General features: G+C 74.0%; 10 protein-coding genes and 1 tRNA gene. 9 read left to right on the top strand and 2 right to left on the bottom strand.

Features of this window, described 5'->3' with window-relative positions; translation table 11 throughout:
- Positions 1-5 precede the first annotated feature (5 nt).
- From B5557_RS35525 to B5557_RS35545, 5 genes are read left to right on the top strand one after another with little or no spacing between them, the layout of a single operon-like run.
- Positions 6-3,764: a tubulin-like doman-containing protein gene (locus B5557_RS35525; RefSeq protein WP_079663322.1), complete on the top strand. Its 3,759-nt coding sequence runs from the start codon at positions 6-8 to the stop codon at positions 3,762-3,764.
- Positions 3,761-6,514, top strand: a complete 2,754-nt coding sequence (locus tag B5557_RS35530; RefSeq protein ID WP_079663323.1) for a hypothetical protein — start codon at positions 3,761-3,763, stop codon at positions 6,512-6,514. The genes B5557_RS35525 and B5557_RS35530 overlap by 4 nt, the downstream gene beginning before the upstream one ends.
- Complete coding sequence (locus tag B5557_RS35535) at positions 6,508-7,707, top strand: hypothetical protein (RefSeq protein ID WP_079663324.1); 1,200 nt, start codon at positions 6,508-6,510, stop codon at positions 7,705-7,707. Before B5557_RS35530 ends, B5557_RS35535 begins: the two co-directional genes overlap by 7 nt.
- Complete coding sequence (locus B5557_RS35540; protein WP_079663325.1) at positions 7,704-8,798, top strand: hypothetical protein; 1,095 nt, start codon at positions 7,704-7,706, stop codon at positions 8,796-8,798. The genes B5557_RS35535 and B5557_RS35540 overlap by 4 nt, the downstream gene beginning before the upstream one ends.
- The gene (locus B5557_RS35545) at positions 8,795-10,828 is read left to right on the top strand and encodes a hypothetical protein (RefSeq protein ID WP_079663326.1); all 2,034 of its coding nucleotides are present in this window, start codon (positions 8,795-8,797) and stop codon (positions 10,826-10,828) included. The genes B5557_RS35540 and B5557_RS35545 overlap by 4 nt, the downstream gene beginning before the upstream one ends.
- 72 nt (positions 10,829-10,900) lie before the next feature.
- Here the strand turns inward: B5557_RS35545 and B5557_RS35550 are convergent.
- A tRNA-Leu gene (locus tag B5557_RS35550) sits at positions 10,901-10,985 on the bottom strand.
- Between the two features lie 206 nt (positions 10,986-11,191).
- On the opposite strand from B5557_RS35550, the gene B5557_RS35555 reads away from it, so the two are divergent.
- The 3 genes from B5557_RS35555 to B5557_RS35565 all read left to right on the top strand — a co-directional run bounded on the left by B5557_RS35555 (position 11,192) and on the right by B5557_RS35565 (position 13,967).
- Positions 11,192-12,520, top strand: coding sequence for a M20/M25/M40 family metallo-hydrolase (locus B5557_RS35555; protein ID WP_079663327.1), 1,329 nt, complete (start codon positions 11,192-11,194; stop codon positions 12,518-12,520).
- 166 nt (positions 12,521-12,686) lie between these two features.
- A complete protein-coding gene (gene chpH, locus B5557_RS35560) occupies positions 12,687-12,920 on the top strand; it encodes a chaplin ChpH (protein WP_079663328.1) in 234 nt (77 codons plus the stop codon).
- A gap of 183 nt (positions 12,921-13,103) precedes the next feature.
- The gene (locus B5557_RS35565; protein ID WP_079663329.1) at positions 13,104-13,967 is read left to right on the top strand and encodes a chaplin; all 864 of its coding nucleotides are present in this window, start codon (positions 13,104-13,106) and stop codon (positions 13,965-13,967) included.
- Positions 13,968-14,039: 72 nt separating this feature from the next.
- Here the strand turns inward: B5557_RS35565 and B5557_RS35570 are convergent, their stop codons facing one another.
- The gene (locus tag B5557_RS35570) at positions 14,040-14,228 is read right to left on the bottom strand and encodes a DUF5703 family protein (RefSeq protein WP_014671721.1); all 189 of its coding nucleotides are present in this window, start codon (positions 14,226-14,228) and stop codon (positions 14,040-14,042) included.
- Between the two features lie 47 nt (positions 14,229-14,275).
- Here B5557_RS35570 and B5557_RS35575 point away from each other — a divergent pair, with 47 nt between their 5' ends.
- Positions 14,276-14,953, top strand: coding sequence for a hypothetical protein (locus B5557_RS35575; RefSeq protein ID WP_079663330.1), 678 nt, complete (start codon positions 14,276-14,278; stop codon positions 14,951-14,953).
- Positions 14,954-15,033 lie beyond the last annotated feature (80 nt).

Consider the following 15,033-nt stretch of genomic DNA (forward strand, 5'->3'; position numbering starts at 1 on the left):
CACCGATGAAGATATTCCAGCCGATGCTGTTCGTCGGCCTGGGCGGCACGGGCGGCCTGGTAGGGGCCGAACTCGAACGCCGTCTGCGCGCCGAACTCTGCGGGCCCGACGGCACCGCCCTCACCGGCGACGGCCGCCGGCTCCCGCACCAACTGCCCGACTGCGTCCAGTTCGTGTACGCCGACTACAGCGAGGCCGAACTCGCCAAGCTGCCCCACCTCAGCGCCGACCCGGCACTGCGGCAGGCGTATTCCCGCACCGCGCGCGCCACCCACGACCTGCTGCCCGCCGAGTTCGACAGCTCGCCCGAGGTCACCCAGATGCTGCGGGCCGTACTCCGCACGGAGGTGGCCGGCTGGCTGCCCCCGGTGGACGACGAACCGAAGGTCACCCCGCTGCGCAGCGGCGCCGGACAGCTGCCGACCGTAGGCCGTGCCGCGCTGTTCGCCACCCTGCGCGACGGCCCGGCCCCCGTGCTCGACCCGCTGCGCCGGGCCATCGACGCGATCGGCCTGTCCGGCGGCGAACTCAGCGAACTGGGCGGCGGACCGCTCAACGGCTGTGACGTCTTCGTGGCGTTCTCGGTGGCGGGCGGCACCGGTGCCGGGATCTTCCTGGACTACCTGTACCTGATCGGGCAGGTCTTCAAGGAGAAGCGGCTGTCCGCCCGCGTCTACCCGCTGGTCGTCATGCCGAAGGCCTTCCCGCCGGGCAAGGGCGGCGGACGCCGGGCCGAACTCAACGCCGCCCGGGCCGTGGTGGACCTGTCCCGGCTGGTGGACGAGCAGAACGTGCCGGACCCCAAGGCCAACCTGGGGGACACCGGCCGGCCCGACCCGACCGCCATGCGCTACCCGCAGATGCACCCGGTCCGGCTGCGCACCGGCACCGTCCCGACGGCCTTCCTGTTCAGCCCCACCGCGGGCATCCGCCCCGACGACCTGCGCCGCTCCATGGTCTCCCTGGTGATGTCGCTGATCGGCACCGACCTCGGCGACACCGCCAGAGGCACCGACCACGACGACCAGACGTTCTCCTCCAACTTCATCAACGCCGAGGTCGACCGCCGCACCCGCTCCGCCACCGGCATCGGCCACCGGGGCATCTCCACCAGCCTGGTCGCCGCCATGACCTCCCCGCTCGACGAACTCGCCGAACTGGTCGCGGCCCGGATGCTCGCCCTCGCCGTCCGGCGGCTCACCGACGCGAGCGCCCACACCGCCCTGGACGTCCGCTCCCTGGTGCACGAGATGTTCACCGCCGCCGGCATCGCGCCCCTCTGGCGGCGCGAGGCGCTGCCCGTGCCCGACCCGGACCCGGTGCCCAAGGGGACCTCGGAGATCCAACAGGCGCTGCGCGACCGGCTGGAGGAGATGCAGCGCCTGCTCGGCGACCTCGAAACCCGCCTCAAGCGGCAGGTGCCCGCGCTGGCCGACGCGTTCGTACCGCGGGTGGCCGCCGAGCAACTGCTGCGCAAGGTCGACCTGTTGAGCCTGGAGGCGGTCGTCAAGGGCGTGCCCGGACAGCCCGGCGCCGCCGGACTCGGCTTCCTCGGCATGCTGGAGAACCGCCGTCAGGAACCGTCCCGCCCGGCCGGCGTCGACGTACAGCCCCCGTCCGTGCCCCGCATCCGCCGCCGGGCCGGCGGACTGTCCCGGGCCCGCTGGGGCGACGAGGAGGTCCGCGCCGCCCTCGACGAGCAGGACCGCTGGTACGCGTGGCGGGCCAAGGACATCTGGCACCGCGCCTGGGACGAACAGGAACCCCGCTGGCGCCGCTCCGCGGAGGACCTCCGGCACGACATCGGCCAGCTCGCCGACGCCTTCGACAAACACCTGGAGGAGGAACCCCGGGCCTGGGCGGCCGGGCTGAAGGAGCTCTACGACGACCGGGCCGGCGTCTCCTACCTGCTGCCCCCGCAGAACAGCCTGCGCGACTTCTACGAGGACCTCATCGACCGGCTCGTGGAGAGCGCCCAGCTCGGCCGCGGCGGCGACGAGGCCGACCTGCTGACCCATCTGGTCTCGGCCGACCGCTGGGAGGCGGCCTTCACCGCGGGGCGCCGCAACCCGGCCGCCGCCGTCTCGGAGGTCAAGACCGTCCTGCAGAAGCGGGTCGAGCAGCTCTTCGCCGAGCCCGGCACCCAGCAGCGGGCCCAACCGCTGCTGCCCAGCATGGGCACGCTCCTGTCCGCGGCCGTCGGCGAGGGCCAGGCCGCCCGCAACGTCAGCAAGCCCGCGCTGGAGCAGTTCACCTACAAGCTGGCCGGCCTCCTCCCGGCCGGCTTCACCCCCGAGGGCAACGGCCCCCTGAAGGTCCTCATCACCTACCCCAGCACCCACGGCCGTCGCACCGTCCTGGAGGACTACCTGGAGAAGGCCCTCCACCTGCCCAAGGGCCGCCGCAGCATCGTCTTCCGGCCCGTCGACACCGACTCCATCACCGTCGTGCTGTTCCGCAGCGAGATGAGCCTGACCGAGGTGCCCGGCGCCCGCGAGGTCATGCGCCAGTGGGCCCGCGCCCAGGAGGACCGCCGGGACGACGACGTCCTGCGCTGGCGGCAGCGGCTCGGCCACCAGGACGACTGGCTGGCCTGCACCCCCGACGACCGCAGGCACATCCTCCAGCGCCTGCTGTGCGTCATCTGGAACGGGCGGGTCGACGTCCAGGGCGACCCCGCGTCCCCGCAGCGCGTGACGCTGCGCCTGCACGACGAGATGGGCCCCGAGGCCCCCGGCCTCACCCTCCGGCTGGACGACCACCGCGACGGCGTCTCCAGCTGGGCGAGCCTGCTGCGCGCCTACGAGCGCTGGGCGCTGCTGGAGGAGGACGCCATCGTCGAGGACTACTGCCGGGTCCTGATGAACACCCTCCCCAACGGCCTGGGCACCTCCGGCAGCCGCCCCTCGCCGCTCTACCTCAAGCTCGTCCACGAGGTGGCGCCGCGCCAACTCGACCTGCTGGCCGAACGGGAGCGAATGTACGGCGGCCGGATCGCCGAATGGCTGCGCCCGCTGCGGGAGTTCTGGTCCGTGTCGCTGCCCGGCGCCCTCGACCTGGCGTTCCCCAACGAGGCCCACGCCGTCCAGTCGACGCTGCGCGCCCTGGAGGAGTGGACCCGCATGGGCCGCCTCACCGGCGGCGCCACCCCCGTCCGCGACCACCCCGCCGAGACCCCACCCGACCTCGCCCCCCAGCCCGGGCCCGGCCCGGCGCCCACGCCCCCCGACCCCTGGCACCGTCCTGCCCCCGCCGAGGCGGCGACCGGCACACCCCACTGGCCGGGCCCGGCGACCGGCAACCCGGCGAGCGGCCCGCCGGACCACGCGCCCCAGCCAGGCCCGGCGCCCACGCCCCCCGACCCCTGGCACCGTCCTGCCCCCGCCGAGGCGGCGAGCGGCACACCCCACTGGCCGGGCCCGGCGACCGGCAACCCGGCGGCCGGCCCGGAGAGCGGCCCCTCCCACCGGCCCGGTGCGACCGCCGACGGTCCGCCGTACCAGCGCCCGGGCGCCGCGCCCGACGGCTCGCCGCCTCCCTGGCCCGGCGCCCCCCTCGGGCCGACGCAGGTGCCCACCGCGGGCCGTACCGTCCCCGCCGCCGAGCAGCCCGTGGGCTACCCGCCCTACCCGGACCGGCCCCCCACGGACGCGCCCTGGCCCGGCGCCGACACCTCGGTGCCCTGGGGGATCGCCGACAGCGACGGCCAGGACGAATGGAACGAGGCGGGCGAGCACGATCCCTGGAAGGGAGACCCGCGGTGAACGACGTGACGCCGGACGACGGCGTGCTCGTCCTCGATCTGAGGCCGCCGCCGGGCCATCCCACCGACCCCGCCGCGACCCAGCGGACCGTGCAGGAACACCTCGGCCACGCCCGACTCGGCGGCTACGGACCGCTGCGGCTGCTGATCCTGGACACCGCCGTCGGCCTCACCACCCACACGGCGGCCTACGAACGCGTGATGGGCTACCCCGCCCAGTCCGCACCGCAGGTGCTGTGCGTCGCGGTCGGCGATGTGCCCCCCGCCGAACCGCCGCCCGGCGAGCCGGCAGGCGCGCTGACCGGCGAGCTGACCGGCGCGCCCCGGGCCGGCCGCCGGCTGCGCCTGCCCACCGTGCTGCGCACGGCCGGGGCCGCGGTGCTCTGGGTCTCCGACCCTGAGTGCGGAGCACAGGACCCCGACCCGCGGCCCGAACCGCACCCGTACGTCCACCCCGGCCTGCACCCGGACCGGCCGGCGGACCGGGTCACCGCCGGACGCCGCTCCGCCGCCGGCGAGGCCGCCGTCGCCCTGCTGGTCGAACTGCTGCGCCCGCCCGAGCTGTTCGACGAGGTGCTGGAGAAGGCCCTGCGCTGTCCGTCCGCCACCGTCGCGCTCTCCGCCCACGTCCTCGCCTACGACCTGCCCGCCGAGGCCCGCGACCGGGCCTGGCGCGCGGCACTCGCCCGGTTCGCCGGCGACCCCGCCGCACAACTCACCGCCGACGCCGCCGCCCCCGCACCCGCGGACCTGCCCAGGGCCCTCGCCGAACTGCTGCCGGGCGGCTCGGTCCGCTCCCCGGAGCGCCTGCTGCGCCCGGGCGGGCCGGTCGCCGCGGAACGCGACGCCTGCGCCCGGGCCCTGGACGCCGCCGACACGGCCTGGTCCGACCTCGCCCGGCCGCTCGCCCTGCTGACCGGCAAGGACGCCGCGCAGGCCCTGCCCCTGTCCGTCGAGGACGCCTCCCGCGGCCTGCGGCGCTACCGCGAGGTCGTCGCCCGCGTCCTGCGCGAGAGCGGGGCGCCCGGCGTCCCGCCCGCCGAGTCCGCCGCCCTACTGGACCGGCTGGGGGTCACCCCGCCCACCGCGCCCCGCTCCGCCGGACGGCCCGACCGGGCCACCGAGGAGGAACTCGGCGCCTTCACCCTCGGCCTGCTCTCCCGGGGCCTGACCCTGCACACGGTGGCCGGCCGGCTCACCTCACTGTCCGAACAGGTCGCCACGGTCCCGGCCGCCGGACTGGCCACCCGCCTCGACCAGCGCTGTCCGACGGACCTGCCCGGCCGGGTCGGCGTCTCCCACCCCTTCGGCTTCGCCTCCGCAGGGCTCGGCCGGCTCGCCGGCCTCGGCGCGCTCATCGCCCTGGCCGGCCTCGGCCGGTGGCCGGGCACCGTCCTGGCCGTGGTGCCGGTCCTGGTGCTGCTGCTCGGCGGGGCCCTCGCCGCCGGCCGCCGGCCCAACCCGGCCGTGCGCGGGCCGATCCGCCAGGCCGCGGGCCCCCGCACGGTCGCCGTCGTCCTCGGCGCCACCGGCGCGTTCCTGCTCGGGCACCTGCTGAACCCGCCCCCGTGGATCGGCGTGATCGGCGCGGCCGTCGCCGCCTCCGCCTGTCTGCTGATGGTCTGCTCCGACTGGGTGCGGGCCGTGGACGAATGGTGCGAGGGCACCGGCCTCGCCGTGCTGCGCCAGGGACTCGACGGCATCGACTCCGTCCTGGCGGAGGCGATGCGCCAGCAGTGGTGGGCCGCCGACGAACGCACCCGGTGCGCCGACTCCGCCCGCGCTCTGGCGGTGGTGCTGCGCCGCAGCGCCACCGAAGCCCACGGCAGCCGGACCTCGCACGACCCCACCGTCCCCGGCCGGCCCGACCCCGACGCCTTCCTGCCCCGGGACGACCCCGGCCGCGCCGGCCGGACCGGCCGGAACGTCGACGGCTGGCCCGCCGACACCTGGTCGGACGAGGACTGGCCCGAGGATGCCTGGAGCGAGGCCCCTACAGGTGACGGCCCCTGGGACGAGGAGCCCTGGCGCAAGCCCCGCAACGGTGAGCAGCCACCCCCCACACCGGCCCCGCTCCCGCCCGAGCCGTCGTCGGCGGGCCCCGCCGACGACCGGCCCGCGTCCTGCGACGCACCGCACTGGCTGGTGCACACCGCCGCCGACGGCGGCCCCGAACTCCTGCCCACGCTGGTCGCCGACCTCGCGGACGCCACCGTCGACGCGCTACGCCGTTTCTGGGGTGCCACCGCCCCCGCCTCGACCGCGCACCGGGCCGCCGACACCCTCGCGGACGCCGTCCGTGACGGATTCGGCACCGCCCGCCGCCACCTCGAACGCTGCGGGGTGATTGCGGTGCCTCCCTTCGCCCGGCACGACCGCCACCGCGGCGACGCCATGGCCCTGCTCGGCAGCGGCCTGCGGCCCCTGCAGGACGCGCTGACGCCCGAGGTCGCCGACCGGCTGCGGCCGCTGTGCTCGGCGGCCCAGCTGCCGCTGCTCAGCCGGGACCCGACGGCCATGCACGTCATCCGCTTCGCACCGCGGGCGGTACGCACCGCGCTGGGCACGGCCCCGGCGCCCGCGCCCGACGACGCCGTATGGATGTCGTCGGGTCGTTTCGTCGGCGCGATCAAACTCACCGCCCTGCGCCCGGGGGCGGTCGAGACGGTACGGATCCGCGTCCGGGCCGCGGACGACGACAAGGCCGACAGCGGCCTGTCGCACGGTGACAGTGGGGGAGCCACATGGTGAACGACCGACACCCGGGACCGCACGGCGGCACCCCCGGAGAACGCGGAGACCGCGGAGACCGCCCAGAGCCCGGAGAACACCGAGAACCCGGTGAACCCGACGGCCCCTCGCGCGCCGACGGCGAGTTCGACGAACTGAGCATGATCTCCCCGCAGGGCACCCTCCGCCGGGTCGAGGCCCGCTTCGGCCCCGACCTGCCGCGCATGGTCCGCCCGCCCGCCGTCGGCCGACGCGTGCAGTTCGGCGACGACTGGTCCGGCCTCCAGGTCCGGCTGCCCGAGGCCGAACTCGCCAACGAGACGGCCCAGAGCACCATCGAGGCCGAGACCGCCGCCGTCCTGACCGTGCACCGCGCCTACTCCGGGACCCGCTACAGCGGCCTCTTCCCGGTACCGATCGGCTACGACATCAACGCCACCGAGCCCTTCATCGTCTACGCGGCGCCCCGCGGACGCTCGGTGGCCGCCCTCGCCCAGGGCGTGTCCACCAGCCAGCAGCGCGTCATCGAACGCGATCTCGTCCTCGCCGTACGGCTCATGGAGGCCGTCGGACTGGTCCACCAGGGCCTCGTCCCGGCCGCCGTCCGCTGGGACGACCACGGCATCCAGCTCTGGGACTTCGGCTCCGTCACCCACCTGGGCCGCCCGCGCCGGCCCTTCGGCATCCCGCCCTACGCCTCCCCGGAACAACGGCACGGCGAGGGACTCACGGACGCCCGCGACGCCCTGTGGAGCGTGGGCCAGGTCATGCACCAGCTGGTCACCGGACGCCCCGGACACCCCGACGGCCCGTCCTCCGACCTCCCGGCGCACCCCTCCCTCGCCCAGACCCTCGCCCCGGTCTTCGCGCCCCGCGCCGCCGACCGCCCCCAACCGGGAGCACTGCTGCAACTCCTCATGCCCGGTGCCGGATCCGACTTCCCCGCCGCAGCCCAGCCCGACCCCCTCGACCCCCACCGGCGCGACTTCGACGCCGCGATGCGCCGCAAACGCGCCTCCCTGCGCCGTATCCCGCCCCCGTCCACCCCCCCGCCGCCCCCGACGACACCCCCCTGGCGGGCCGGCCCGCTCCCCGCCGACACCCCGCCGGGCCGCCCGCCCGCCGACACCGGCGAGGAGAGCACCTGGCTCTACGGCGGCACCACCGCCCAGGACCCCGAGACCGCCGGCACCGAGAGGGGCCGCTACCGATGAGCCTCTTCACCACGGCCGGCACCGGCCCCGACATGCTCTGCCCCTACTGCCTGGAGGTCGTCTCCTACGACGAACGCCACCTCTACGTCCGCGACGAGCGGCAGCAGTACCAGACCCTGGACCTCAGCGGCCAGACCAGCCCGCTGCGCCGCGCCGACACCCTGCGCTCGGCCTACCAGCGCTGCCGCAACACCGACGGCGTGACCCCGCACTACATCCCCGTCCCCTACCTCACCCACGGCAGCCCGCTCACCGTGGCCATGGTCGGCGACTCCGCGACCGGCAAGACCCACCTGCTCACGCAGATGATCGGCGAGATCACCGACGGCGGTCTGGAGCCATACGGCATCACCTGGCAGTCCGTGAACCCGCAGGACCACCGCGAGTTCATGGAGGAGCAGGTCGACGTGCTGCGCTCCGGCCGAATGCTGGAGCACACCCGCTCGCTGGAGACCTCCGCCACCTTCGAGGAGGCCCTGCTGCTCACCGGCACCGACGGCAGAACCCGCCCGCTCGCCTTCTTCGACCTCGCCGGCGAGGACCTGCGGCGCACCGACGCCCTGCTGCGCTTCATGCTCGGCGTGGATGCGCTGATCTTTGTCGTGGATCCGTTGCGCGCCCTGCCGCACGCCCAGCTCGACCCCCTGCGCGGCGCGTTCCACTACACCCGCGGCGGCGACCCGGCCTTCCAGACCGTCCTGGACCGGCTGCCTCGCAGTGGGGCGTATCTCGGGGTCGCCGCGGCCGTCGTCATCAACAAGTGCGATCTCCTGCGCTTCGAGCCGCCGGTCGACCGCTGGCTGTCGCAGCCGCCGATGCCGCAGGTCTCCGCCGCCCGGTTCCGTGCCGAGAGCTGCGACGCCTACGCCTTCCTGCGCCACTACGCGGGACCGGCCTGGGTACGGCCCTTCGACAGCGTGCTGCGCTGCACCCTGCACTTCGCGTCCGCGACCGGCAGCCAGTACCGCGACGACCGTTTCGTGCACGGCGTACGGCCGCGCCGCGTCCTCGAACCGCTGATCTCCGTGCTGTCCATGTGCGGAATGATCGGCGACACGGGCGCCGACGGCCCCGCCGAGGTGGGGATGTGAGCGACGCGAGCGGCGTGGTCGACCAGATGGTGTTCCGGTGGGCGGGCAGCCGGGGCGCCGCCCGGGGCGCCGGCATCACCGCGGTGGCCTACTCCTGCGACGAACGCACCGCACGCGACCTCGCCGAGCAACGCGGCTCGGTGCTGCGGGTGACGGGCGGCGGAGGGCGCACCAGCGTGGTGCGCCTCATCCACGGCGACCGGGCGGTCCTGCTGCGCAGGATGCCGGACACGGACGGCAGCAGCCGGGAGAGCAACGTGTGCCACGCCCTCATGGCCCCGGCCGGCACCCTCACGGCCCGCCGCTGTCTGGCCCTGGGCTCCGGTCCCTGGGCCGAGACGGGCTGGCTGGACGACGCCCGGGGAGAGATCCCGGCCTTCGGACTCAAGACCATCCAGGACTGGGCGGACGAACGACAGGGCCCCTTGAAGGAGGGCGTCCCCCTGGTCCGGGAGCCGCTGGTCCGGCTGGTCGCCGAGCTCCTGCGCGCCCCGGACGGCAGGGTGTCGGCCCGCATCGGCGAACTGGAGTCGGCGGCGCTCGCCGCCCACGGCGACGCCGGGGGACCCTTCCCGGACCCGGCGCTGTCGGCCCTGTGGGCCCTGTGCGACATCTTCGGCGAGTGGCTCGGCAACGACGGCTGGACCTACGCCACCTACGACACCTCGGACGCCCATCCGCACCGCGTGGTCTTCGTCCCCGACTGGCGCCGCTCCCATGTCCAGGACAACGACCTGCGCCGAATCAAGCTCACCGACCCCGGCCGCGACCGCGCGGCCGACCTCGCGGAGATGCTGGTCACCCACTACCGCAACTGGCTCGCCACGGCCTCCCAGGACGAGTATCCGCGCCCCCTCAAGCGCGTCCCCGACGCCGTGTCCCTGCCGGAGGAGGACCGCTACGACGTCATCGAAGGCGCACTGACGGGACGACTGCGCCGCCCCCGCCTCCAGCCCCCCGCCCCGATCCGCCCGCGCACGCCGACCACCTCGAGCCCGCCCGACCACCACCAGCGGACCCGCAACCACATCCCCGCCCCACAGCCCGCTCCCGTCCCACAGCCCGCCCCCGTGCGGCAACGGACGCGCCGGCCGGACGACCCGTGCCCGTCCGCCCGTCCGGCCCCGAACCCCTGGGAGGACGAGCCGGACCCCTGGGCCGACCAGCACCCCTGGATCGACCCGGAGGCCTGGCTCACGCTGGAGCGCCCAACGGCGTCCACGGAGCCGCTCCCGCCCGTGCCCGCCCCGCCGACGAACGGGCCGCACCCCCCGCCGGTCCCGCCCAGGCCCGACCGCCCGCCCGCCGTCGGCACACAGACCGCTCCCGACCCGTACCGGCAGGAAGCCCCGCGGCGGTCGGTACGGGAGCACGAGGCCGCCCTGAGGGAGGCGCACGACACCCCCTTCCTGCACGAGCTCCCCACTCCGAGGATCAGGAAGCGCCCCAGGGCGAGACAGCCGATGGAGCAGCGGGTCCGCGACGAGCTGGTCCGGCAGCTGTGCGATCCGCACGGCCCGCACGCCCACGACCTGCGCCTGACCCTGCGCCATCGGCTTCTGACCGAGGCGTCGGTGGCCGACCTCGTCGACATCCTGGGCCGGCCGCTGAACTGCCAGGCGCAGAACCTCGTCCTCGGCACGCTGGGGGAGCGCGAGTACACGGACGCGGAGCTGGGCGAGCTGTGTCGGGCGCTGCTGTACGAGCGGCTGCTGCTGCGTTCCCGGCCGACGGACGCAGACCCCGACGTCGAGGTCCATCTGGAGGCCCGGGCCCTGCATGTGGCCGCCTGGCTGCTGCACTGGCTGGTCGCGCCCCGGGCCCTGCGGTATCTGACGTCGGTGGAGAACTTCCTCGCGCACCTGGCGGTGTCGGACGAGTTCGTGCACCGTCAGCTCGTGGAGGAGATCCTCACCCGTGAGTGGCCTCGCGGAGTGCCCGACCTGCCCGCCTCCGCCCTGCGCGTCGCCGCACGGCACCTGTACGAGCGGCACCAGCTGTGGGTCCTCGGCCCCGAGCGGCTCGTCTGACCTGCCTGGAAGGTGTGACACGCCGAAGAGGGCGGCCCGGCCGACTGGCCGGAACCGCCCTCTTCTGTTCTGTGTCCGAGGGGGGACTTGAACCCCCACGCCCGATAAAGGGCACTAGCACCTCAAGCTAGCGCGTCTGCCATTCCGCCACCCGGACAAGGTGTCTGTCGTGCGGGGTTTCCCTCGCGGCGACGACGTAAACATTACCAGGCTTTCCGGGGTGCCCCGATCACGGCCGGCCCGCCGGCCCCCGGCCGCGTCCGGCGTGAACGGCGTGTGACGGGCCGGGACCGGTCTTGGGCGGGGGCGTGGGGAGAGGGAGGATGAGGGGGACCAGCAGCAGTGACAGCGGGAGGAAGCAGCGTGAACGCGACGGACGACACGGCCAGGAGCGTCACCGGCGAGGACGAGGTCGTGGACCTCTGCCGCGAGCTGATCCGGATCGACACCAGCAACTACGGCGACCACTCGGGTCCCGGCGAGCGCAAGGCGGCCGAGTGGGTCGCCGAGAAGCTCGCCGAGGTGGGCCTCGAACCGAAGATCTTCGAGTCGCACCCGGGCCGGGCCTCCACCGTGGCCCGCATCGAGGGCGAGGACCCGTCCCGGCCCGCGCTGCTCATCCACGGCCACCTCGACGTCGTCCCGGCCAACGCGGTCGACTGGACCCACCACCCGTTCTCCGGCGAGGTCGCCGACGGGTGCGTGTGGGGCCGGGGCGCGGTCGACATGAAGGACATGGACGCGATGACCCTGGCGGTCGTCCGCGACCGGCTGCGCTCCGGCCGCAGGCCGCCCCGTGACATCGTCCTCGCCTTCCTCGCCGACGAGGAGGCCGGCGGGCTGTACGGCGCCCGCCACCTCGTCGACCACCACCCCGACCTCTTCGAGGGCGTCACCGAGGCGATCAGCGAGGTCGGCGGGTTCTCGTTCACCGTGAGCGAGGAGCGTCGGCTCTATCTGATCCAGACGGCCGAGAAGGGCATGCACTGGATGAAGCTCACCGTCGCAGGGACCGCCGGACACGGCTCGATGATCCACCGGGACAACGCGATCACCGAGCTGTCCGAGGCGGTCGCCCGGCTCGGCCGGCACACCTTCCCGGTGCGGGTCACCAAGACGACCCGGGCCTTCCTCGACGAGCTCGGCGACGCCCTCGGGACCGAGCTGGACCCCGAGGACATGCAGTCGACGCTCGCCCGGCTCGGCGGCATCGCCAAGCTGATCGGCGCGACCCTCAGCAACACGGCCAACCCGACCCAGCTCGGCGCCGGCTACAAGGTCAACGTCATTCCGGGCGAGGCCACCGCGCATGTCGACGGACGGTTCCTGCCCGGCCACGAGGAGGAGTTCCTCGCCGACCTCGACCGGCTCCTCGGCCCGAAGGTGCGCCGCGAGGACGTGCACTCGGACAAGGCCCTGGAGACCTCCTTCGACGGGCCGCTCGTCGAGGCCATGCAGTCCGCGCTGCTCGCCGAGGACCCGACCGCGAAGGCCATCCCCTACATGCTCTCCGGCGGGACCGACGCCAAGTCCTTCGACGACCTCGGCATCCGCGGCTTCGGCTTCGCCCCCCTCAAGCTGCCCCCGGAGCTCGACTTCGCCGGGATGTTCCACGGCGTCGACGAGCGGGTGCCGGTGGACGGGCTGCAGTTCGGGGTGCGCGTGCTCGACCGCTTCATCGACGCGTCCTGAATTGTCCCGGTGACATGAGATTTCACCGGTCGAGGTAAATCGGCCGCTTGTGCGGACGCGACTGGGAAGAGTGAATGCGACGATAAGCTCGTAGCCTCATTAATTCCCCCTCGTTACAGGTGATGCGATCCGATGCTTGGGGTCGCTTTGCCAACAAGGAGGAATAATGATCAAGAAGGTCGTCGCTGCTGCGGCTGCCACTGGTGGTCTGGTTCTCGCGGGTGCGGGCCTGGCCGTCGCCGACGCCGGCGCGCAGGGTGCCGCGGTGCACTCCCCGGGTGTCGTGTCCGGCAACGTGGTCCAGGTGCCCGTGCACATCCCGGTGAACGTCTGCGGCAACACGATCTCGGTGATCGGGCTGCTGAACCCCGCCTTCGGCAACGTCTGCATCAACAAGTGACGTCGACCCGCTGAGGGGTCGTCTGTCGCCGTCGGCCCCGGAGCGCGTGCCCTGCGCTCCGGGGCCGACCGGTCGTTTTCCGAAGGAAAAGCCGAAGAACTTCGAAGTGCCCGAAGAATTCGAACAGCTGCAATGATGCGAGGAATTCGGGACGAGCATGAGATCGAAAGCAGGGATTCAGCAATGCGACAGGTCACCCGCAAAAGCCTCATGACCGTGGCGGCGGCAACGGGGGTGATCGCCGCCGCCGGCGGCTACGCCCACGCCGACTCCGCCGCGAACGGCGTCGCCATGGAGTCGCCCGGCGTCCTGTCGGGCAACTCGGTGCAGGCGCCGATCAACATCCCCGTGAACGTCTGCGGTAACACCGTCGACGTCGTCGGGGCACTCAACCCGTCCTTCGGCAACTCCTGTGCCAACAAGAGCGGCGGTGCGTCGTCGGGCGGCGGGTACGGCGACCACCGGGGAGGCGGCGGCAGCCAGGCCGGTAACCACGGTGGGAACCACCAGGGCGGAAACCACAACGGCGGTAGCCACAACGGTGGAGGCCGTGACGGCTCCGACGCGCAGAGCGGCTCCGGGGGCGCGCACGCGGGCGGTTACACCGGCGGATCGGCCGGTGTCGGCTCCGGCAACCACGTCCAGGCGCCGATCGACGTGCCGGTGAACGTGTGCGGCAACAGCGTCGACGTCGTCGGGCTCCTCAACCCGTCGATGGGCAACGACTGTGCCAACGGCGGCGGTGCCGACGTCCACACGCCTCCGTCCCGTGGCCACGAGACGCCGGGCAAGCCCGGTGACCAGGGCCCCGGCAAGCCGGGCGAGCACGGCCAGTCCAACCCGTCCGGACCCGGGGCCGTGCCGTCCACCTCGGACCACGTGACGCCGGCCGGCGCCGCCTCCGCCCACCGGCCCGCCGCCCAGCCCGCCGCCGCGCAACTCGCGCACACCGGCAGCGACCTGCCGATGGGCCTCGTCCTGCCGGCCGGCGCGGGCGCACTGCTCGCGGGCGCGGTGCTCTACCGCAAGGCGCGCGCCACCGTGTGACCCTCCCGGGCGCAGCACGCGACGGAGCGGGCCCCGCCTCGGCGGGGCCCGCTCCGTTTCCGTCGTCTCACCTCACCACGTGGCCCGCACCTGGCGGATGATGCGCCTGCGCAACCGCACCCTGCGGCTGCCGTCACGCAGCAGGCTCAGGCGGTCCAACTCCCAGTGTCCGTACTCGGCATGGTCGGTCAGCAGTCGTGTCGCCTCCTTGCGGGAGACCCCGCGCGGTACGTACACGTCGACAAATTCGTATTCCGGCATCGCATCTATTGTGCGGGCTGGGGCCCGGTACGGATAGCGTCTGCACTATGTCTGATGCTGCGCAGCCCACCGCTGCCGAGGTACGTGCCGCCGCCGAGGCGGTCAAGACCGCGCTCGACCGCCACCTGGCGGCGGTCGAGCGCAGGTCGGGTGAGGACGACCCGGCCGTCTACGAGGCGTTCAACGAGTTGGCCGCGGCCGCCGAGGTCTATGACGAGCTGCTCTACGACCGCTATGACGAGGTCACGCCCTTCGAGATCCCCGGCGCGGAGGACTCCCTGCCGCCGTACGAGGGCCCCGAGGAGCCGAACGCGCTGAGCGTGCTGATCCGCCGCGACTACGCCGTCGCGGAGCCACAGCGGCTGCTGGCGCAGGCCCAGCGGGTCGAGGCGGCGGACGACGAGGGAGTGGGCGCGGAGGTCGCGGGCACCGTGCACGGGGCGCTGGGCATCCTGTTCGGCGAGTTCGAACCGGACGAGATCGCCTCCCGCCACAAGGAGTTCGGCCTGGAGGAGGGCGACTCCACCCTGTGGGTGCTGGCCACCGAGGAACCGGCCGAGCCGGGCGAGTGGCTGGAGACACCGTTCGACCAGGCCGATCCCGGCCGGGTGGTCTGCCGTTTCGACGTGAGCGCGGTGTTCGACGAACTCGAGGACGCCGACGACGGCGAGGATCTCGTGGACATCGAGGACGAGGATCTGGAGCCACTGGACGCGGACCGCTAGCGGTCAGCGGGAAGCCGGCAGGTTCCGAGAGGTCATGACGGCGGCGGCCGCGAGGGGAAGACCCTTCGCGGCCGCCGCCG

The sequence above is a fragment of the Streptomyces sp. 3214.6 genome, from assembly GCF_900129855.1.
GTDB lineage: Bacteria > Actinomycetota > Actinomycetes > Streptomycetales > Streptomycetaceae > Streptomyces > Streptomyces soliscabiei.

What these genes read in the sequence shown, in the direction of transcription:
- B5557_RS35565 (WP_079663329.1), top strand. Translation starts at nt 13,104, where the DNA reads ATGCGACAGGTCACCCGCAAAAGCCTCATGACCGTGGCGGCGGCAACG.
- B5557_RS35575 (WP_079663330.1), top strand. Translation starts at nt 14,276, where the DNA reads ATGTCTGATGCTGCGCAGCCCACCGCTGCCGAGGTACGTGCCGCCGCC.
- B5557_RS35570 (WP_014671721.1), bottom strand. Translation starts at nt 14,228, where the DNA reads ATGCCGGAATACGAATTTGTCGACGTGTACGTACCGCGCGGGGTCTCC.
- B5557_RS35535 (WP_079663324.1), top strand. Translation starts at nt 6,508, where the DNA reads ATGGTGAACGACCGACACCCGGGACCGCACGGCGGCACCCCCGGAGAA.
- B5557_RS35525 (WP_079663322.1), top strand. Translation starts at nt 6, where the DNA reads ATGAAGATATTCCAGCCGATGCTGTTCGTCGGCCTGGGCGGCACGGGC.
- chpH (WP_079663328.1), top strand. Translation starts at nt 12,687, where the DNA reads ATGATCAAGAAGGTCGTCGCTGCTGCGGCTGCCACTGGTGGTCTGGTT.
- B5557_RS35540 (WP_079663325.1), top strand. Translation starts at nt 7,704, where the DNA reads ATGAGCCTCTTCACCACGGCCGGCACCGGCCCCGACATGCTCTGCCCC.